At 42.0% G+C, this 21,478-nt stretch carries 20 protein-coding genes; 14 read left to right on the plus strand and 6 right to left on the minus strand.

Annotation, left to right across the window (positions count from 1 at the left end; translation table 11 throughout):
* The first annotated feature begins 28 nt into the window (after positions 1-28).
* The 12 genes from bamA to CTN07_RS14285 all read left to right on the plus strand — a co-directional run bounded on the left by bamA (position 29) and on the right by CTN07_RS14285 (position 15,776).
* The gene (bamA, locus tag CTN07_RS14230; RefSeq protein ID WP_005297930.1) at positions 29-2,452 is read left to right on the plus strand and encodes an outer membrane protein assembly factor BamA; all 2,424 of its coding nucleotides are present in this window, start codon (positions 29-31) and stop codon (positions 2,450-2,452) included.
* 20 nt (positions 2,453-2,472) lie between these two features.
* A complete protein-coding gene (locus tag CTN07_RS14235) occupies positions 2,473-2,982 on the plus strand; it encodes an OmpH family outer membrane protein (RefSeq protein ID WP_005297931.1) in 510 nt (169 codons plus the stop codon).
* Between the two features lie 104 nt (positions 2,983-3,086).
* Entirely contained in the window at positions 3,087-4,115 is a 1,029-nt protein-coding gene (gene lpxD / locus CTN07_RS14240; RefSeq protein WP_005297933.1) for a UDP-3-O-(3-hydroxymyristoyl)glucosamine N-acyltransferase, read from the plus strand.
* A 99-nt stretch (positions 4,116-4,214) separates the two neighbouring features.
* Positions 4,215-4,670, plus strand: coding sequence for a 3-hydroxyacyl-ACP dehydratase FabZ (fabZ, locus tag CTN07_RS14245; RefSeq protein WP_036763313.1), 456 nt, complete (start codon positions 4,215-4,217; stop codon positions 4,668-4,670).
* Positions 4,667-5,455, plus strand: a complete 789-nt coding sequence (lpxA, locus tag CTN07_RS14250) for an acyl-ACP--UDP-N-acetylglucosamine O-acyltransferase (protein WP_005297942.1) — start codon at positions 4,667-4,669, stop codon at positions 5,453-5,455. The genes fabZ and lpxA overlap by 4 nt, the downstream gene beginning before the upstream one ends.
* Entirely contained in the window at positions 5,455-6,597 is a 1,143-nt protein-coding gene (gene lpxB, locus CTN07_RS14255; RefSeq protein WP_005297943.1) for a lipid-A-disaccharide synthase, read from the plus strand. Before lpxA ends, lpxB begins: the two co-directional genes overlap by 1 nt.
* A gap of 5 nt (positions 6,598-6,602) precedes the next feature.
* Positions 6,603-7,208: a ribonuclease HII gene (gene rnhB, locus CTN07_RS14260; protein ID WP_005297944.1), complete on the plus strand. Its 606-nt coding sequence runs from the start codon at positions 6,603-6,605 to the stop codon at positions 7,206-7,208.
* 117 nt (positions 7,209-7,325) lie between these two features.
* Positions 7,326-10,805, plus strand: coding sequence for a DNA polymerase III subunit alpha (gene dnaE, locus CTN07_RS14265; protein ID WP_005297951.1), 3,480 nt, complete (start codon positions 7,326-7,328; stop codon positions 10,803-10,805).
* 65 nt (positions 10,806-10,870) lie between these two features.
* Positions 10,871-11,830, plus strand: a complete 960-nt coding sequence (gene accA / locus CTN07_RS14270; protein WP_005297959.1) for an acetyl-CoA carboxylase carboxyl transferase subunit alpha — start codon at positions 10,871-10,873, stop codon at positions 11,828-11,830.
* A gap of 112 nt (positions 11,831-11,942) precedes the next feature.
* Positions 11,943-13,298 (plus strand): tRNA lysidine(34) synthetase TilS, encoded by a 1,356-nt coding sequence (gene tilS / locus CTN07_RS14275; protein ID WP_501037821.1) that lies wholly within the window; start codon positions 11,943-11,945, stop codon positions 13,296-13,298.
* 151 nt (positions 13,299-13,449) lie between these two features.
* Positions 13,450-14,361, plus strand: coding sequence for a D-alanine--D-alanine ligase family protein (locus CTN07_RS14280; protein WP_005297963.1), 912 nt, complete (start codon positions 13,450-13,452; stop codon positions 14,359-14,361).
* Between the two features lie 203 nt (positions 14,362-14,564).
* A complete protein-coding gene (locus tag CTN07_RS14285) occupies positions 14,565-15,776 on the plus strand; it encodes an aromatic amino acid transporter (protein WP_005297964.1) in 1,212 nt (403 codons plus the stop codon).
* Between the two features lie 65 nt (positions 15,777-15,841).
* On the opposite strand, the gene CTN07_RS14290 is transcribed toward CTN07_RS14285, so the two are convergent.
* From CTN07_RS14290 to tsaA, 5 genes are all read right to left on the minus strand, one after another.
* Positions 15,842-16,030 carry a DUF4250 domain-containing protein gene (locus CTN07_RS14290; RefSeq protein ID WP_036763316.1) on the minus strand — a complete coding sequence of 63 codons (189 nt, stop codon included), beginning with the start codon at positions 16,028-16,030 and terminating at the stop codon, positions 15,842-15,844.
* Between the two features lie 3 nt (positions 16,031-16,033).
* The gene (locus CTN07_RS14295) at positions 16,034-16,237 is read right to left on the minus strand and encodes a YaeP family protein (RefSeq protein WP_036763319.1); all 204 of its coding nucleotides are present in this window, start codon (positions 16,235-16,237) and stop codon (positions 16,034-16,036) included.
* Between the two features lie 140 nt (positions 16,238-16,377).
* Positions 16,378-17,238: a GGDEF domain-containing protein gene (locus tag CTN07_RS14300; RefSeq protein WP_005297968.1), complete on the minus strand. Its 861-nt coding sequence runs from the start codon at positions 17,236-17,238 to the stop codon at positions 16,378-16,380.
* Positions 17,239-17,433: 195 nt separating this feature from the next.
* Positions 17,434-19,152 (minus strand): proline--tRNA ligase, encoded by a 1,719-nt coding sequence (locus CTN07_RS14305; protein WP_005297970.1) that lies wholly within the window; start codon positions 19,150-19,152, stop codon positions 17,434-17,436.
* 131 nt (positions 19,153-19,283) lie between these two features.
* Positions 19,284-19,982 (minus strand): tRNA (N6-threonylcarbamoyladenosine(37)-N6)-methyltransferase TrmO, encoded by a 699-nt coding sequence (tsaA, locus tag CTN07_RS14310; protein WP_005297972.1) that lies wholly within the window; start codon positions 19,980-19,982, stop codon positions 19,284-19,286.
* A 121-nt stretch (positions 19,983-20,103) separates the two neighbouring features.
* Between tsaA and CTN07_RS14315 the strand changes: the two genes are divergently transcribed.
* Positions 20,104-20,364: a type B 50S ribosomal protein L31 gene (locus tag CTN07_RS14315; RefSeq protein ID WP_036763322.1), complete on the plus strand. Its 261-nt coding sequence runs from the start codon at positions 20,104-20,106 to the stop codon at positions 20,362-20,364.
* Positions 20,364-20,507, plus strand: a complete 144-nt coding sequence (gene ykgO, locus CTN07_RS14320) for a type B 50S ribosomal protein L36 (protein WP_036763324.1) — start codon at positions 20,364-20,366, stop codon at positions 20,505-20,507. Before CTN07_RS14315 ends, ykgO begins: the two co-directional genes overlap by 1 nt.
* A gap of 81 nt (positions 20,508-20,588) precedes the next feature.
* Here ykgO and CTN07_RS14325 read toward each other — a convergent pair whose 3' ends face one another.
* Positions 20,589-21,413: a MetQ/NlpA family lipoprotein gene (locus CTN07_RS14325; protein ID WP_005297973.1), complete on the minus strand. Its 825-nt coding sequence runs from the start codon at positions 21,411-21,413 to the stop codon at positions 20,589-20,591.
* Positions 21,414-21,478: the final 65 nt, after the last annotated feature.

Here is a 21,478-nt window from a genome sequence, read left to right on the forward strand (position 1 = left end):
TTTTTAGCAAGGAATAATCAGAACAGTAATGGCGATGAAAAAACTGTTGGTTGCATCCCTACTTTTAGGTAGTAGCGTTGCGCATAGTGCGGAACAAAATTTTGTTGTCGATGATATTCGCTTTGAAGGCCTTCAGCGTGTCACATTAGGTGCTGCATTGTTAAAAATGCCGGTACGTGTGGGTGACACGGTTGATAGCCAAGACGTATCATCGCTTATCCGATCTTTATATGCTTCCGGTAACTTTGAAGATGTTCAAGTTTACCGTGACGGCAATACACTTATTATTCAAGTGCATGAGCGTCCGACCATCGCAAGTATTACTTTTGCAGGTAATAAGGCGATCAAAGAAGATCAGCTTAAAGAGAATCTAAACTCGGCAGACTTACGTGTTGGTGAAGCGTTAGACCGTACAACACTGAGTAAAATCGAGAAGGGGTTAGAGGACTTCTACTATAGCGTTGGTAAGTACAATGCAACAGTAGAAGCCGTTGTGACGCCTCTGCCTCGTAACCGTGTCGATCTTAAATTTGTCTTTACCGAAGGTGTATCTGCGAAAATTAAGCAGATTAACATCTTAGGTAACCACGTATTTAGTGATGCTGATATTCGCAGTAAGTTTAATCTTAAAGCGAATGTGCCATGGTGGAACTTCATGGCTAATGAAAAGTATCAGAAACAAGTACTGGCTGGTGACCTTGAAGCTCTGCGTACTATGTATTTAAATGATGGTTATTTAAAGTATCGTTTAGACTCTACGCAAGTATCGATTTCACCTGATAAAAAAGGCGTATACATCACGTTGAAAGTTCACGAAGGTGAGCAATACAAAGTGAAAAGCGTTCAGTTCCGTGGTGATACGGTAAACAGTCAGGCAGAGCTTGATAAACTGGTCGACTTTAAAGCGGGTGATGTTTATAACGGCGCGAAAGTAACGGCACTTGAAGAAGCGGTAAAACGTAAACTGGGTGAAGCTGGTTACGCGTATCCTCAAGTTCAAACTATCCCTGAATTTGATGATGCAACCAAAGAAGTCTCTTTAGTGGTTAACATCGATCCTGGTAAACGTGTTTATGTACGTAAGATTGAGTTTGCCGGTAACGCATCGACAAAAGATGAAGTACTGCGTCGTGAAATGCGTCAGATGGAAGGTACTTGGCTTAATGCGAAGAACATTGAAACCGGTAAACAACGTCTAAATCGTACAGGTTTCTTTGAAAATGTCGATGTAGAAACAGTACGAGTACCAGGTTCAGATGATCAGGTTGATGTTCGCTATAAAGTTAAAGAAGCGAATGCAGGTAGTGTGAACTTTGGTGTTGGTTACGGTACCGAGTCAGGTATTAGTTTCCAAGCTGGTTTAACCCAAGATAACTTCTTAGGTACAGGTAACCGTTTTGGTATTAATGCCATGATGAACGATTACCAGAAGAACGTAAGTCTTGAATATAAAGACCCGTACTTCACCATTGATGGCATCAGCTTAGGTGGTAAGGTTTACTACAATGAGTTTGAAGCATCGAATGCAAACATCTCTGACTATACCAACCAGAGTTATGGTACAAGCCTAACGTGGGGCTTCCCATTTAATGAGCTGAACTTCTTTGACTTTGGTCTAGGTTATGATCATAACAAGATCTCCAATACTCAAGAGTATTATCAGATTGAGAAGTTTAAGCGAGCTCATGGCTTTGACCGCGATGACGGTTCAATTGTACTGGATGATTTTTACTGGTCAGCATCTTGGACGCGTAATAATCTAAACCGTGGCTACTTCCCAACATCAGGTAACTACCAGCGTGCGTCACTTCGTATGACTATTCCTGGTTCTGATGCTCAGTACTACAAAGCTCAATACGATGTTCGTCAGTATATTCCATTAACTCAATCGCAAGATTTCAGTTTATTACTACGTGGTCGTTTAGGTTACGGTAACGGTTATGGTAAGACAGACAACGGTAGTGATCAGTTATTGCCATTCTACGAGAACTTCTATGCCGGTGGCTTCTCTACCTTACGTGGTTTCCGTTCTAATACCGTAGGTCCAAAAGCTGTTTATGTTGGTGGTTGTCCTGCTGGTGGTGGCATCAGTGGTAATAACAACTGTTATACCGGTACTGATGATGCAGCCGGTGGTAACGCACAGGCTCTAGCAAGTATGGAGCTTATCGTTCCAACACCATTTGTATCAGAAGAGTTCCGCAACCAGATCCGCACAAGTATCTTTGTTGATGCTGGTACGGTTTGGGATACTGAATACGATCTGAAAGATTCAAGTGGTAAGTACCTATATGATTACTCTGATCCAGGTATGATCCGTGCGTCATATGGTGCAGCGCTACAGTGGATGTCTCCAATGGGTCCACTTGTATTCTCATTGGCTAAGCCAATTAAGAAATATGATGGGGATGATGAAGAACTATTCACATTCACCATTGGTCAAACATTCTAAGAAATTTAAGGAGATATCTTTTGAAACAGTGGGTTAAAGCAGCAGGTCTAAGCCTAGTAATTCTTTCTTCATCTATGTACGCTAATGCAGCGGAAGCCGCACAAAAGATTGGCTATGTAGCAACTGGTCAGGCTATGGCTCAGCTAGCTAAACGCTACAATGTACAAGATAAGCTTCGTAAAGAGTTCAGCGGTCGTGTAAACGAACTTCGCTCTCTTGAGAAAAAAATGAAAGCTAAGATCGACAAGCTAAAGCGTGATGGCGCAGTAATGAGCGATAGCGATCGTACTAAACTACAGCGTGAGCTAGCTTCTCTTGAGTCAAGCTATAAGCTAAAAGCACAAGCTCTAGCTGAAGATCAACGTCGTCGTGGTCAAGAAGAAGAGCAAAAGCTTGTTATGAAGATCCGTACTGCAATCGATTCTGTAGCGAAGAAAGAAGGTTATAACTTAGTTCTTGATGCGAATGCTGTATTATTTGCAAGCAAGAAAGATGACCTTTCTCAGAAAGTTATCTCAGCAGTTAAATAATCTAAACTGCTATTATCAACTAGGCTGTATCGTTTACAATACAGCCTAATGATCATCACAGCCACCTAGTGTGGCTGTAGTTGCATAAAGATATAAGGTTAACAATGGCTGTAATCACACTGGCTGAACTAGCAGAAAAATTAGGTGCAGAACTACAAGGAGACGGTTCTGTAAAGGTTTCCTCAATTGCTAATATGGAAAAAGCGGCATCAGGCCAATTAACTTTTCTATCAAATAGCAAATACCGTAAGCACTTAGCAGACTGCCAAGCTTCTGTTGTGATTTTACGTGCTGGCGATGCTGAGTATTTCGCTGGTAATAAGCTGATTGTCAACGACCCTTACTTAGCTTACGCCTTAACTGCGCAAGAGTTAGATACAACGCCTGCCGCGGCAACTGAAATTGCAGCAACTGCACAAATTGCTTCCGATGCAACACTAGGTCACGGTGTGTGTATTGGTCATAATGCGGTTATTGAGTCGGGTGTCGTACTGGGTGATAACGTACAAATTGGTGCTGGCTGTTTTATTGGTAAAAATGCCCAAATTGGTGCAAACACAAAATTGTGGGCTAATGTCACCATTTATCATGAAGTCGTATTAGGCGAGCAGTGTTTAGTTCAATCTAATACCGTGATTGGTGCTGATGGTTTTGGTTATGCTAACGACAAAGGTGAGTGGGTTAAGATCCCGCAGCTAGGTACTGTACGTATTGGTAACCGTGTCGAAATCGGTTCTTGTACAACGATCGACCGTGGTGCATTGGATGATACGATTATTGAAGATAACGTGATTATCGATAACCAGATGCAAATCGCGCATAACGTGCAGATCGGATATGGTACAGCGATGGCTGGTGGTACTATTGTCGCTGGCAGTACGAAAATTGGTAAGTATTGTATTATTGGTGGTGCGTCCGTTCTTAATGGTCATATCGAAATTGCTGATGGTGTTACTATCACAGGAATGGGTATGGTTATGCGCAGCATCGAAGAGAAAGGTATGTATTCTTCGGGCATTCCATTGCAGCCAAATAAAGAGTGGCGTAAGACGGCAACCCGTGTTCATCGAATTGATGAGATGAATAAGCGCCTTAAAGCAGTCGAGAAAAAACTCGAAGAACCAAGCAAGTAAGTTTATTGCTGAAATAAGAAAACTGGCCTACCTTTGTGTAGGTCGTTTTGTCTTTTAACTGAACGCTATTTTTTAACTATATCAAACAGGAATTCAGTTTTGACTAGTGAAAATAAAACACTGAATATCACAGAAATTCAACAACTTCTTCCACATCGTTACCCATTTTTGATGATCGATCGCGTGGTAAATTACGAAGAAGGCAAAACTTTAACTGCGATCAAAAATGTGTCAATCAATGAACCTCAGTTCACTGGTCACTTTCCTAACATGCCTGTTTTCCCTGGTGTTCTTATTCTAGAAGCAATGGCTCAAGCAACCGGCTTACTAGCATTTAAAACCTTTGGTGCACCAAAAGAAAACGAATTGTACTACTTTGCAAGTATCGATAACGCAAAATTCCGTAAACCTGTAATGCCAGGTGATCAGCTAGTTTTAGAAGTTGAGTTTCTAAAAGAGCGTCGCGGTATTGCGATGTTTAATGGCGTTGCTAAAGTTGATGGCGATGTTGTTTGTTCTGCTGAACTGAAATGTGCAAGACGAGAGTTCTCATGATCCACGAAACCGCAAATATCCACCCAACAGCTGTTATTGAAGATGGCGTTAAGATTGGTGCGAATGTAACGGTTGGCCCTTTCACTTATATTGCAACAAATGTTGAGATCGGTGATGGCACCGAAGTTATGTCACATGTTGTAATTAAAGGCCCGACAGTAATTGGTAAAGATAACCGTATCTTCCCATTTGCTATTGTTGGTGAAGAGTGCCAAGACAAGAAATTTCAAGGTGAACAGACGCGCCTTGAAATCGGTGATCGTAATGTTATTCGTGAAAGCGTTCAGATCCACCGAGGTACGACACAAGATAAAGGCGTAACCGTTATTGGTGACGATAACCTATTGTGTGTTGGTGCTCATATTGCACACGATGTGGTTGTTGGTAACAATACTCACATTGGTAACAACTCTATTTTAGGTGGCCATGTTACTGTTGATGACTATGCTGGTGTTATGGCGTTATCAGCAGTGCACCCATTTTGTCGAGTGGGCGCATACAGTTATATTGGTGGTTGTTCTGCGGTTGTGCAAGATGTTCCACCGTATGTTCTTGCTCAAGGTAACCATGCGTCACCATTTGGTCTGAACTTAGTTGGCCTACAGCGTAATGGTTTTGAGAAAAAAGAGCTGCATGCTCTACGTCGTGCCTATAAAGAAATTTATCGTTCAGGTAAAACGTTGGCTGAAGTGAAGCCAGTGCTAGAAGAGATGGCGCAAGAGTGGCCATCAGTGGCTCGTTTTATCGAAATTTTAGATAACTCAAGTCGCGGTATTATTCGCTAATGACGAAACCACTTCGTATAGGAATTGTCGCCGGGGAAATCTCCGGCGATATTTTAGGTGCCGGATTTATTGAAGCGGTTAAAGCTCAATATCCAGATGCCGAATTTATTGGTGTTGCAGGGCCTAGAATGCAGGCTGCCGGCTGTCAGGCTCTTTTTGATATGGAAGAGCTGGCGGTAATGGGCATTGTTGAAGTGCTAGGTCGTCTGCCTCGTCTGTTTAAAATTAAAGTGGAGCTAGTTCGCTATTTTACAGACAACCCACCGGATGTGTTTGTCGGTATTGATGCTCCTGACTTCAATTTGCGGCTTGAACGCGATCTTAAAGATCACGGCATTAAAACCGTTCATTACGTTAGTCCATCTGTTTGGGCTTGGCGACAGAAACGCATTTTTAAAATAGAGAAAGCGACGAATCTAGTGTTGGCTTTTCTGCCATTTGAAAAGGCGTTTTACGATAAATTTAATGTTCCGTGTGAATTCATTGGCCATACCATGGCTGATGCAATTCCTTTTGAAACCGATAAATTGGCTGCTCGTCAATTACTCAATCTAGATCCTAATCAGCGCTATCTGGCAGTATTACCCGGTAGCCGAGGTGGAGAAATGGAGCTCATTGCTCCGCCATTTATTGAGACTTGTCGCTTGTTGAAACAGCAACACCCTGATTTGGGTTTTGTGGTTGCCTTGGTAAATCAAAAGCGCCGAGAGCAGTTTGAGCAAGCGTGGCAAAGCATTGCTCCAGAGCTTGATTTTGTGTTAGTCGATGATACTGCACGAAATGTTATGATTGCCTCTGATGCGGTACTGCTTGCTTCGGGTACAGTTGCATTAGAGTGCATGTTGGTTAAGCGCCCAATGGTAGTGGGATATAAAGTGAAACCGTTAACCGCTTGGCTTGCGAAACGAATGCTTAAGACCAAGTATGTTTCATTGCCAAATATTTTAGCGGATAAAGAGCTGGTTCCTGAATTGCTGCAAGAAGAGTGTGAACCGGTCAAATTGGCTGAACAAGTGAATCGCTTTTTAGCTCAAGATAATTCAGACCTGATTGCAGAATTTAACCAAATGCATCAGTGGATTCGTTGTGATGCGGATAAACAAGCAGCACAAGCGGTGCTTAAATTAATAGATAAAGCGTAATCGTAATGACAAAAGAACTAGAGCCATTTGTATATCCAGAAGCGAACCTGATTGCTGGCGTAGACGAAGTGGGTCGAGGGCCCTTAGTTGGCGCAGTAGTTACCGCCGCTGTGATTTTAGATCCCAATAACCCAATTGAAGGGCTAACAGATTCTAAAAAATTATCAGAAAAAAAACGTAACGCACTATTTGATGAAATCAAAGAAAAAGCGTTGGCATGGTCGTTAGGTCGCTGTGAAGCTGATGAAATCGATGAGCTCAATATTTTACAAGCGACAATGGTGGCTATGCAGCGTGCTGTCGCTGGATTGAATATTACTCCTGATTTTGTGTTGATTGATGGGAATAAGACTCCTGAATTACCGATGGCAGCACAGGCTGTTGTGAAAGGGGATTTGCGAGTTGCTGAGATCAGTGCTGCTTCTATTTTAGCCAAAGTAACACGAGATCGTGAAATGGATGAGTTGGATGCTCAATATCCTCAATTTGGTTTTGCCAAACATAAAGGATACCCAACTAAGGCGCACTTTGCTGCCCTTGAAGAGCATGGCGTTATCGAACAACACCGCAAAAGCTTTAAGCCTGTTAAGCGTATTTTAGGTCTCGATTAAGCACTCCTTGCCGCAAGACACGGTATCCTTGCGGCTATTTCTTCTTATACCATCCATAGATTACGCATTCTCAGGTATAATCTTTCCCATTATGTAACAAAACTGATTTAGGTCATCATGGCAGAACCACGTTTTATTCACCTTCGAGTACACAGTGATTTCTCGATGATAGATGGTCTGGCGAAAGTCAAACCGATTATCAAAAAAGCCTCTGAACTTCAGATGCCAGCCCTGGCTATAACTGACTTTACTAACTTATGTGGTTTAGTGAAGTTCTATTATGCTGCGCATGATGCGGGCATTAAGCCAATTATCGGCGCTGACTTTAAGGTTCAGAGTGAAGAGTTAGGTGATGAACTTTTTGATTTAACAATCCTTGCTGCTAATAACGAGGGTTATAAAAACTTAACTCTACTTATTTCAGAAGCTTATCAACGTGGTCATGTTCAACATCAACCTGTGATTGATAAAGAGTGGTTGATTAAGCATAAAGATGGCTTAATTCTTTTATCAGGTGGTAAAACCGGTGATGTTGGTAAAGCTCTGCTCAAAGGTAACCAGAATATGGTTGAGCAGTGTGTGGCGTTTTATCAGACTTATTTCTCAGACAGTTACTACCTTGAATTAGTACGAACTGGCCGTCCAGATGAAGAGGCGTATTTGCATTTTGCTATTGAATTAGCAGAAAAAGCACAATTACCTGTTGTCGCAACCAATGATGTTCGATTATTGTCGGCTGATCAATTTGAAGCTCATGAAATTCGAGTTGCAATTCACGATGGTTACACGCTAGCCGATCCGAACCGCCCTAAAAATTACAGTGCTCAACAGTATCTTCGTAGTGAAGAAGAGATGTGTGAGCTATTTGCTGATATTCCAGAAGCGCTTGAAAATAGCGTCGAAATAGCTAAGCGTTGTAATGTTACAGTACGTCTTGGTGAATACTTCCTGCCTAACTTTCCAACAGGAGAGCTAAGCACAGAAGACTTCCTGGTTGTGAAGTCAAAAGAAGGCTTAGAAGAGCGTTTAGAGTTTCTTTTCCCAGATCCTGATATTCGTGCTGAGCGCCGTCCTGAATATGATGAGCGTTTGGAGGTTGAACTGGAAGTGATTAACCAAATGGGGTTCCCCGGTTACTTCTTGATCGTAATGGAGTTCATCCAATGGTCAAAAGATAATGGGGTACCAGTAGGTCCAGGTCGTGGTTCAGGTGCGGGCTCTTTAGTGGCTTATGCGCTTAAGATCACTGACCTTGATCCACTTGAATTTGATTTGCTGTTCGAACGATTTCTAAACCCAGAACGTGTATCCATGCCCGATTTCGACGTCGATTTCTGTATGGATAAGCGTGATCAGGTTATCGATCACGTCGCGGATATGTATGGTCGAGATGCGGTATCTCAGATTATCACCTTTGGTACTATGGCGGCGAAGGCGGTAATTCGAGATGTAGGTCGTGTTCTTGGGCACCCATACGGCTTTGTTGATCGTATTTCAAAGCTAGTACCAGCAGAACCGGGTATGACGCTGGCAAAAGCATTTGATGCCGAACCTCAACTGCAACAGTCTTATGATTCTGATGAAGAAGTCAAAGATCTGATTGATATGTGTCGTATCCTTGAAGGTGTGACTCGAAACGCAGGTAAGCACGCAGGTGGTGTGGTTATCTCACCAACGACCATTACAGATTTTGCTCCACTGTATTGTGATGCAGAAGGTCATCATCCAGTTACCCAATTTGATAAGAATGACGTTGAAAGTGCAGGTCTAGTTAAATTTGACTTTTTGGGTCTACGAACATTAACCATCATTGACTGGGCATTGGGTATGATCAACCCACGCCTAGAAGCCCAAGGTGAAGACCCAGTTAATATTGCAGCAATTCCAATGGCGGATCAGAAGTCATTTACTATGCTGCAGCGTTCAGAAACTACCGCGGTGTTCCAGCTTGAATCTCGTGGTATGAAAGATCTGATCAAGCGTCTTCAACCTGACTGTTTCGAGGATATGATCGCACTTGTGGCCTTGTTCCGTCCTGGTCCTTTGCAATCGGGCATGGTAGATAACTTTATTGACCGTAAGCATGGTCGAGAAGCGGTCTCTTATCCTGATGAAAAGTGGCAACATGAGTCACTAAAAGACATTCTAGATCCAACCTATGGCATCATCTTGTATCAAGAACAGGTAATGCAGATTGCGCAGGTCTTGGCTGGTTATACTCTTGGTGGCGCCGATATGCTTCGTCGTGCGATGGGTAAGAAAAAACCAGAAGAGATGGCGAAACAGCGTGCTGTTTTTGAAGCTGGTGCGATTAAGAATGGCGTCGATGGCGAACTGTCGATGAAGATCTTTGACCTGGTAGAGAAATTTGCCGGTTATGGTTTTAACAAATCTCACTCAGCAGCTTATGCTTTGGTTTCTTATCAAACCTTGTGGCTAAAAGCGCATTATCCAGCTGAATTTATGGCTGCGGTAATGACTGCGGATATGGATAATACCGATAAGATCATTGGCTTGGTTGATGAATGTCACCGTATGAAGCTAAAACTTCTGCCGCCAGATGTAAATAAAGGCTTATATCGATTCAACGTTGATGACCAAGGTGCCATTGTTTATGGTATTGGCGCAGTAAAAGGTGTTGGTGAAGGACCGATTGAAAACATCATTGCAGCACGTGAAGCGGGTGGGCACTTTAAAGATTTATTTGATTTCTGTGCTCGCATCGATACTAAAAAAGTGAACAAACGTGTTCTTGAGCGTCTAATAAAATCAGGAGCAATGGATCGATTAGGGCCGAACCGAGCTTCCATGATGGCTTCGCTTGATGATGCTATTCGAGCCGCCAGTCAGCACCACCAAGCAGAAGCATTTGGTCAAACTGATATGTTTGGCGTGCTGACTGAAGCTCCTGAAGAGGTTGAACACAAATACGCAAATATTCCAGAATGGCCAGATAAAGTTTGGTTGGAAGGCGAGCGAGAGACTTTAGGACTATACCTAACTGGTCACCCTATTAATTCGTATCTATCGGAGCTGAAGCACTATACGACTTGGCGTTTGAAAGATGCCCAGCCAACTCGTCGCGATGGGGCGGCAACGGTTGCAGGTCTGGTGATAGCAGCTCGTGTGATGACGACTAAGCGTGGAACGAGAATTGGACTTTTAACCTTAGATGATCGTTCAGGTCGAATGGAAGTCATGTTATTCTCTGAGGCGTTAGAACGTTATCTTGATTTGATTGAAACTGACCGAATTGTTGTTGTAACCGGACAGGTCAGCTTTGATGATTACAACGGGGGACTTAGAATGTCTGCCCGTGAAGTGCTCGATATTTCCGATGCACGTGAAAAACATTTGCGGGGATTAGCCATTTCGGTAACCGAACAGCAAATTGACGACAAATTTTTTGCCCGTTTCAGTGAAATACTGGAACCACACAAAGCAGGAACTGTACCTGTTAATGTGTATTATCAGCGCTCGAATGCCCGTGCCAAACTTACTTTAGGAACAGAGTGGCGTATTACGCCTGCCGATCAATTGATATCGGATCTAAAAATCCTACTGGGTGAGAAGCAGGTCGAGCTTGAGTTTAATTAATTTAGCTTATAGGGCTTGTCTAGTGGTAGGCTAGAGGGTCCATAAGCAAAAGGATTTAAAGTGGTATGAGCCTGAACTTCCTTGATTTTGAACAACCGATTGCAGAACTAGAAGCAAAAATTGAAGCATTACGTGATGTCTCTCGTCGCGAAGGCTCTGAGTCTGTTGATCTTGAAAAAGAAATTGCATCACTAGAAAAGAAGAGCCTTGAGCTAACAACAAAGATTTTTGGTGATCTTGGCGCATGGCAGGTGGCACAACTCGCTCGCCACCCACAGCGCCCATATACGCTTGATTATGTTGAACACATGTTTGATGAGTTCGATGAACTAGCTGGTGACCGTGCTTTTGCTGATGATAAAGCATTAGTAGGCGGTATTGCACGTTTAGATGGTCGTCCTGTGATGGTCATTGGCCACCAAAAGGGTCGTGGAACAAAAGAGAAGGTACTGCGTAACTTTGGTATGCCAAAGCCAGAAGGTTACCGTAAAGCCCTACGCCTAATGAAAATGGCAGAGCGCTTTAAGATGCCAATTATTACCTTTATTGATACAGCGGGCGCATACCCAGGTGTTGGTGCAGAAGAGCGCGGACAATCTGAAGCGATTGCAACTAACTTAAAAGTGATGGCTGGCCTAAAAGTGCCTGTTATTTGTAACGTTGTTGGTGAAGGCGGTTCGGGTGGTGCATTAGCCATCGGCGTAGGTGACTGCGTAAACATGCTGCAATACTCTACTTATTCGGTTATCTCACCAGAAGGTTGTGCTTCTATCTTATGGCGTGATTCAGATAAAGCACCACAAGCTGCTGAAGCTATGGGGATGACGGCACAACGTCTCAAAGAGCTTGAGCTAATCGATAACATTGTTGATGAGCCGTTAGGTGGTGCTCACCGTAATGTTGCTATGATGTCTGATAATCTAAAAGCTCAAATTGTGGCTAAATTAGAAGAGTTAGATCAGCTAGATACTGAAGAGTTATTAGAGCGTCGTTATCAGCGCCTAATGAGCTATGGTTACTGTTAATCATAGGCTTTTAACCAAATAAAAGTATCAATAATGAAAGGATAGCGAGAGCTGTCCTTTTTTATTGGCTAGATTTCTATCAACCGAGAGCCTGCTTGGGCATCAGTACCATTTGGGTATATACTCAAAAGCCGTTGTTGCATTTAACTGTCTAACTATCATGCTGTATCCCTCTTTTGCTCAGACCTTATTAGCCTATCCCCATCACTCAAAGCGGTTGATTATTGCTTTTAGTGGCGGCGTTGATTCTCGGGTTCTCCTTGAATTAGTGGCTCGTTTTATTGCAGAACATCCAGACTATCAAGCTCATGCTGTGTATGTTCATCATGGGCTAAGTGCTCATGCGGATGAGTGGGGAATAAAGTGTCAACGGTGGGCTGAGTCTTATGGTATCTCATTTACGCTTGAACGTGTTCAGTTAGAGACAGGAGCGCGAGTAAGTATTGAACAAGTGGCTCGACAAGCTCGTTATCATGCTTTATCTACCCATATGAATTTGGGCGATATTTTGTTAACTGCGCAACATGCTGATGATCAAATTGAAACGTTTATGTTGGCTCTTAAGCGCGGAAGTGGTCCAACCGGACTTGCCGCGATGCCACAGTGGCAGAGGTTTGTGCTGGGTTTTCATGCCAGACCATTATTGACGACTCGTCGAGCTGAGATTGTTCAGTTTGCTCTCGATCATCAGCTCGATTGGGTCGAAGATGAAAGTAATCAAGATACTCGTTATGATCGTAATTTTCTTCGCCACCAAATCGTACCTGAATTAGAACAACGTTGGCCAGGGGTGGTTGCGGCAGTCAGTCGCAGCGCTCAATTATGTGGTGAACAAGAAGAGTTACTAGCCGAATTGTTAGGGCAAACACTTAACCAAGCGATTCAGAGTGATAAAAGCTTGTTATTACCATCGCCTTGCAGTAAATCTCTAGGTTTTGCTTTGATTCGCCAATGGTTAAAATCGTTAGCCGTTGTTATGCCATCTCTTGCACAGTTACAACAAATTTGGTCTTCTGTAGTGCATGCTAAAGAAGATGCTAATCCGAAATTGTGTTGGAGCCAATATGAAATACGACGTTATCAAGGTCGTTTGTATGTCTTAGAGCAGTGGGATGATATTAGTTCATGGCAGCAAACAATAGCACTAGATCAAACTTATCAACTGCCACAAAATTTAGGAAAGCTAACCTTAACCTTGCAAGGTGAAAAAGCCTTATTAAGACAGCCTAAACCTGATGAGACAGTTTCAGTTCGCTTTCATTATCAAGGGGATGCCATTAAACCTCTAGGTCGCAGCGGTAGTCGAAAAATCAAAAAACTGTACCAAGAGTATCAAGTACCAAGTTGGATGAGAAACCGAACGCCTCTGATTTTTTATAATGACAAATTAGCTGCCGCGGTTGGTATCTTTGTTGTTGCTGAATTTTCCGGGACGGATATCACGATAACATTAGAAAATGAGTTTTGAGCCATATTTGTCGATTAACTCACATTGTTAATATGTGACTAGTGACCTATCACACAAAGTTATATTTTGGCTGTATGTGTTTTTTCGATCTTAGCTAAAAATTGCCTTCCATTTTTATGTCCAATTATGGGCAATATATAGAGGAAGGTGCATGAGAATTGGCGTCTTATATGGTGGCGATTCCAGTGAACGTGAGGTGTCATTGAAATCTGGAACTCGAATCATAGCGGCAATTGAATCATTAGGGCATGAGGCCATTCATTTAGATCCTCGCTATATTGATTTATCAATGCTTGGGTTCTACAAACTGGATAAAGTCTTCATTGCCTTACATGGTGGCATGGGAGAAAGTGGCCATGTCCAATCTTTATTAGATATTCTACAAATTCCTTATATTGGCAGCGGCGTACTGGCTTCTGCTATTTCTCTTAATAAATTAAAAACCAAAGAAATTTGGCAAGCAAATGGCCTTATCACTGCGCCTTGGGTTTTAGTCCAAAAAACGATGCCGCAAGTGGATATTATGGCCCTTTGTTCTGAGCTTACTTTCCCTGTTGTGGTGAAACCTTTAAATCAAGGGTGCAGTATTGGTGTTGCAAAAGCTGACAATGAGGTTCAGCTATGGGATGCGCTATTAGCGGCCTTTGAATACGATACTGAGGTTTTGGTTGAGCAGTTTATTGTTGGCCGAGAATATACCTGCGCTGTGTTAAATGGCGAGGCTCTACCTGTTGTTCAAATTTGCTCTGAAGAATTTTTTGACTGGAATGCCAAATTTGGTACTCAGAGTGCAACTTATCACTGCCCATCGGACTTAACTGCGATTGAAGAACAAACAATGCAAGAGACAATACTGGCTGCTTATCAAGCATTAGGCTGCCGAGGTTGGGGCCGCATTGATGTGTTACTAACAGAGCATAATGACGTCTACTTAATTGAGATGAATACCATCCCAGGTATGACAGAGCGCAGTGTATTTCCAATGGCAGCCGCTCAAGTAGGGCTAAGCTATGAGGCATTGATTGAACAATTATTAGATCACGCTCAATTCGATACATTTTAAAGTGTAAGCGTTTATAAAACACCACGAGTAGCTTATCTAACGTGGTGTTTTTTTATGCTTAAAAATCATGAATGGTTAACGTATTTTTTTGTTCTGCGCTCTTTTGCTGTTTTTTTACTCTGCTTGGCAATTTTTTATTGCGACATTATATAAAACATATTAGTGTACTAGTCTACTGATACAGAGAGTCGTAAGGAGTTATCATGAGTAAACCATCCACCCTCGGAGGAGCGTGTATTATTGCCAGTGTTTGTGTTGGAGCAGGCATGCTTGGCTTACCAAGTGCTGGGGCGGGTGCATGGACATTATGGAGTATGGCTGCCATCTCTTTTACCATGATCATGATGACACTATCGGGTTGGTTGCTATTAGAAGCTTTAAAACATTATGAATTTAAATCTTCATTTAATACGGTCGCAAAAGATGTATTAAGTAAAAAAGTAAACTTTATCAATAATCTCTCGCTTTATTTTGTTGGTGGTATTTTACTGTATGCTTATATATCAACATCAGGCATGATTTTCAGTGAGATTATTGGAGTTAGTCGTCAGGTAGCATCTGTTATTTTTGTCGCTATCTGTTCAGCCTTTGTTTTGCATTCAACACGAGCCGTTGATCGTATCTCTATTGTCCTGATCTTATTTATGATCATCAGTTTTATTTTAGGGATCTCAGGACTTGCTTCACATGTAAGTGTTCCGGTTTTACTCGATAATGCAAAAGGCGAAACGCATTATTCTGCGTATGCTTTAGCACTGTTACCTGTTGCGTTAACCTCGTTTGGCTATCATCATTCTGTAAGTACCATGCGTGATTATTACCAAGATGAGCACCGAGCAAAGAAAGCCATTTTGGGTGGAACCATGATTGCTCTAACTTTTTATTTGGTTTGGGTTATCTGTATTTTTGGCAACTTACCTCGCGATTCGTTTGGTCCCGTTGTTAGTGCTGGTGGTGGTGTTGATGTTTTAATGTCTGCACTTAATAGCGCTATTGATTCAAACAGCATAAAACAAGCTTTACATATTTTTTCTATTGCAGCTGTAGTTTCATCGTTTATCGGGGTGGGATTAGGGGTTTTTGATTACTTAGCTGACTTTTTTGGTTTTGCCGATACTAAGCAAGGCCGACTAAAAACCTGGTCTGTAACCTTTTTACCACCATTAGTTTTTTCTCTTATTGCGCCATTTGGTTTTGTTACTGCTATCGGCTTAGCGGGTGCTGCTGCGACGATTTGGGCTTGTATTATTCCTGCTATGTTAGCTAAAAAGCTGCGTAATCGAGAGACTGTCCAGCAAGGGTTTGTTGTTCCTGGCGGTAATATCACGATTTATGTAGTAATTGGTTTTGGTGTCCTAACAGCAGCATTCCATTTACTTGCCATGGCCAATTTATTGCCTGTCTTTAAAGGATAATTACGAAAAAGGCGGCCTTAATATAAAAGGGCCGCCTCTGTTATTTTGTTGTCTTACAGATTGTATTAACGAAATTGTTTTGCTTCAGGAAGATAGTCAAAACCTGCGTTTGCTAACTTTTCGATTAGTTTGTCTTTATCAATATCGTAAAACTTCACTAAGCTGTCTAAATCACCAAATTCATCACGGATTTTCATATTAACGATACTCATCAGCATGATTGGGTCCATGGCTTCAAATTTACTTAAATTCATTATTTAATCCTCGTGATCACTCATTAATAAGTTTGCAACGGCAAAAGCGGCTCTTTCGCGAGTTTCCATAGGCAAAGATTCATCAGCTGCTATGTGATTTAGTGCTTTTACCGCGCAGGCAATAGCTTTAGGAATATAGCCAAGATCACCACTACCAATTTGAGCGTAACTCATTCGAACTAGCTCACAGCAATCATAAATTTTCATCGTACTTATCCTTCAGTCTAAACTCATTCGATTATCTTTTATTGATAACGAGATAATGGGATGAGAACTATTCTTAAAGAACACTATAGCGAGTTACGGATTAATTAAGAATAAATAACATCAGATAAGGTGTTAAATGATTATTTATTGCGCTTGTGATAATAGAGCCTTCGGTCTGCTCGTTCAATTAACGAAGCCGATGTATCCCCATCATGGTAATTAGCGTAACCAAAAGATGTTCCGATATTAAAATGTTGGAGAATTGGGTGAATTGACAGGGCTTCAATGACTCGTAAGGTTACCTTTTCGGCTGATTGTTCTGTTGATGGTTGTAGTAGAGCAATAAATTCATCGCCACCTAAACGATAACAGCGATCAGAGGCTCGCACCGACTCTTTTAATGCCTTTGAGAAACTACGAATAACCTTATCACCATTGAGGTGGCCATATCGGTCATTGACCTGTTTAAAGTTATCGAGATCAAAAATAACCAAAGTAAGACCAACAGCACGACGTTCACTAATAGCCAGTGCATGATGAATATCTTGTTCGAAACAAGCACGGTTTCCAAGATCAGAGAGGTGATCGCGTAGAGCCATTTTTTTGATGCGGCGAAACTCTAGTGCATTATTTAAACTGCCTGCAAATAAACGATGATAATGGTGAAGCAGTGTCTGTTCTTCAGGCTCTAAGGTATAAGGGGTTTGGTAATGTAATTCGCCTAATACTCGTTCGTCAAAGGAGAGAGAAAAACAATAAGTATGATATTTTGGCATATCTGTCGATTTAATTAAGGCGCACTCATTATCGAAGTGCCAACTTAACTTTGATACATCAATGTATTTATCGATTTCTTGAGTAAATATCTGAAATACATCATATAAGTCGAGTTTTCCTTGCAGCTGTTGTAAAAATAACAGTCGCGTATCTGCGCCAAGAAAAGACGATTTTTGATGGGTAAAGAGAGGGGCTGTGGTGTAATCCCTTAGCTTTGAATCCATACATTATGCTTATTGATGAACAGGATGGATAACTATATGGAATTTGTCTTGTGAATCAATGTTAAGTTACTTATTTGTCGGTTTTATGGCGTAAAATGTGTCAAATTTTGCGTTATGTCTCGTTTTTTTGTGATCTGTAGTCAAAAAAAAGCCCCGTTCATCACGAGGCTTTATAAATCATCAAATTACTGACAATTAGTTTGCTAACTTGCTTGTAACAAACGCTACAATATCAGTAACAGCAACATTTTCTTTTGTACCAGTGCGACGGTTCTTATATTCCATCTCACCGTTTTCAAGACTGCGGTTACCAATAACGATAGTGTGTGGAATACCGATCAATTCGTGATCTGCAAACATAACACCTGGGCGCTCTTTACGGTCATCAAATAGAACATCAATACCAGCTGCAGTTAGGTCGGCATACAGTTTCTCTGCAGCTTCTTTAACTTCTTCTGATTTAGCCATGTTCATAGGAACGATAGACACTTGGAACGGTGCAATAGCATCAGGCCAGATAATACCGTTTTCATCGTTGTTTTGCTCAATAGCAGAAGCAACAACACGAGACACACCAATACCGTAACAACCCATCTCTAGGATAACGTTCTTACCGTTTGAATCGAGAACGCCACAGTTCATCTTTTCAGAGTACGTAGTACCTAGTTGGAAGATGTGACCTACTTCGATACCACGCTTAAGCATCAGCGTACCTTGACCACATGGGCTAGGATCGCCTTCAACTACGTTACGTAGATCTTCAACACGGCCTAGTGCAACGTCACGATCCCAGTTGATGCCAACATGGTGTTTGCCATCAATGTTTGCACCCGCTGCGAAGTCGCTCATTACAGCAACAGTACGGTCAACGATAAATGGCAGTTCAAGACCTACAGGACCTAGTGAACCTGGACCTGCGTTAACGAACTGGCGAATTTCTTCTTCTGTTGCCATTTCTAGTGGAGAAGCAACCCAGTCTAGGTTTTCTGCTTTAATTTCGTTTAATTCGTGATCGCCACGAACCAATAGCGCTACGATAGGCGCATCGATTTCATCAGAAGCTTTAACAAATAGTGTTTTAGTTGTTTTCTCGATAGCGATACCGTGTTGCTCAACTAACTCATCGATAGTTTTTGCATTTGGTGTATCGATAACAGAAAGCTCTACAGTTGGTGCTGCACGATCGTGAGCTGGAGCTAGTGCTTCTGCCTTTTCGATGTTTGCTGCGTAGTCAGATTCTGTTGAGAATGCGATTAAATCTTCGCCGCTTTCAGCCAGTACGTGGAACTCTTGAGAGCCATTACCACCGATTGCGCCAGAGTCAGCCCATACTGGACGGTACTCAAGACCCATGCGATCGAATGCTTTACAGTAAGCATCGTGCATTGCATCGTAAGATTTTTGTAGACCTTCTTTATCAATGTCAAAGCTGTAAGCATCCATCATGCAGAATTCACGTGCACGCATTACACCGAAACGAGGACGACGCTCATCACGGAATTTAGTCTGGATTTGGTACAGATTCAACGGAAGTTGTTTGTAAGAGCTTACTTCGTTACGCACTAAGCTAGTGATAACTTCTTCTGCTGTCGGGCTCAGTACAAACGGACGCGCGTGACGGTCAGTAAAGCGAAGTAGTTCAGGGCCCATTTTTTCTGAGCGGCCTGTTTCTTCCCATAGTTCAAACGGCTGAACAACGGGCATCAAGGTTTCGACTGCACCTGCATTGTCGATTTCTTGGCGAACGATGTTTTCGACCTTACGCAGAACACGCAGACCTGTAGGCAGCCAGGTGTATAGACCTGAAGCCAGCTTACGGATCATACCTGCACGAAGCATCAGCTGATGGCTAATGATTTCTGCGTCGTTTGGAGTCTCCTTCAGAGTAGAAAGAAGATAGTTACTGGTACGCATTGATGGTATCCGTTGATTAGTGAAATAGGAAAAGTAAAGAGAGAAAACTCTCTTGCCGCAAGAGTGCGGTAACCGTGTATATTACCAGTCAATCAAGTTTTAGCCAAAAAGAACTGGTCACAAATAGCGATTTATTGGTCAGTTTCCACTGTTGTGACGATAACTTGTGAGTCTTGAACTGTGAATTTGACATTAAAATGGTAAAGATGAACCGCATATTCTTTACTGTCTGCTTTGTTCTTTTTATATGCAGGACGAGGATCTTGGGCTAAGACTTCACTGATCACGGCTTGATATTCTGCAGAGCGAGGCCCTGCGAGTTGAGCTTGTGCTTGTGGAGTAAAGATAACTTCAAGTTTAGTCGGCTCTTCACTGGCAAAGCCTCCACAGGCATCGGCAATACTGTCGGAGTAAGGTATATAAGGCTTAATATCTATAATAGGGGTGCCATTAACCAGATCAACACCACCAAGCTCTAAAATTACCTGCCCGTCTTGTTGTCGAACCCCTTTAAGTTCAACGGCCGACATACCGATACCATTAGGTCTAAAGGTCGCTCGGCTTGCAAAAACACCAACTCGCTCATTTCCACCTAACCGAGGAGGGCGAACCGTTGGACGCCAACCTGCTTCAAGATTTTGATCAAACAAAAACAGCAGCCATAAATGACTAAACTGCTCAATACCTCGAACCGCCTCCATAGCGTTTGCATCACCTTGTAAATAGATTTCAGAACGAGCACTGGGTACCAGTCCTGGTTGTCTAGGAACAGCAAATTTTTCTTTATAAGGAGAGTGGATAATACCAATAGGATCAATTTGATAAGACATGATAAATGAACGCCGGCTGAGAATGGTATTACCTTAGCATAAAAAAATAGCTTGACGTTAGTTTGAGAATTATTATCATTTGTTATGTTATAACATTTCATCTAAATATAAAGGTAAGCCAATGAAACCAGGAATTCATCCTCATTATCGACCAGTTTTGTTTCACGATACGAGTGCAGATAGCTACTTCTTAGTCGGTTCAACAATAAAAACTGAGAGAACTAAAGTTTGGCAAGATGGCCAAGAATATCCGTATGTCACATTGGATGTATCATCAGATTCTCATCCGTTCTATACCGGGAAACAGCGCATTGTGAAAACAGAAGGACAAATGGCGAACTTCAATCGTCGCTATAAACAATTTGCGAAAGGAGCACGCTAATGCAAGTGTTAAGTTCATTAAAGAGTGCCAAATTACGACATCGAGATTGTCAGGTTGTTAAACGTCGAGGGCGCTTATATGTGATTTGTAAATCAAACCCAAGATTTAAAGCGGTGCAAGGACGGGTGAAAAAGAAATCTTAAGGATCAATAAAGCCCCCGAACTTTATCGTTGCGAAAAGATAATGTACGGGGGCTTGCTACTAAGTGAATTTATCTATGAGATTACCAACCTTTTACTACACCACCTTTAAAGATGTCTTTAGCTGAGTTGTAAACGGTATCTGACTGATAAGATTTAACGAATTTTTGTACGTTTTCAGCGTTAACATTATCGGTGCGAGCCACAATTAGGTTTACATATGGCGACTCTTTATCTTCTACAAACAATCCGTCTTTTTCTGGCGTTAAGTTTAAACTGCTCGCGTAAGTTGTATTGATAATTGCAAAATCGACATCATCTAATGAGCGTGGTAGTTGCGCGGCTTCAAGCTCTTTGATTTGTAGGTTCTTTGGATTTTCTACAATATCAAGTACCGTTGCTGATAACCCTGAATTCTCTTTCAGTTTAAGTAACCCTTTTTGTTGTAATAACAGTAGAGAACGGCCTAAGTTAGTTGGGTCATTTGGCACGGCAACAATCGCGCCATCCTTTAGTTCATCTAACGATTTAATTTTATTTGAATAAGCAGCAATTGGGTAAACAAAGGTATTACCTGCTACTGTGAACTTATAGCCACGGTCATTGATCTGCTGATCGAGATACGGTTTATGCTGAAAAGCATTGGCATCAATTGAACCATCAGCAAGAGCGGCATTAGGCGAAACATAATCGGTAAAAGTGACCAATTCGACATCTAAGCCATATTTTTCCTTTGCTTCTTTTGCGGCCACTTCAGCAACTTGCTCTTCAGCTCCAGCCATCACCCCAATTTTTACTTTATTTTGATCTACTGCGGTTGTTGCCGTTTCTTTCTCGCCACAGCCTGTGAGTACTAATGTAGAGGCGATGCCAGCAACGGCAAAAAGGTGTTTTAATGATACTGCCATAATGTGTCTCCTTGACGATATTTCCAGATGTTGTATTTGGTCTTTTTTAATATTTTTGCTGTTTT

It is taken from the genome of Photobacterium damselae (assembly GCF_003026815.1).
Classification (GTDB): domain Bacteria; phylum Pseudomonadota; class Gammaproteobacteria; order Enterobacterales; family Vibrionaceae; genus Photobacterium; species Photobacterium damselae.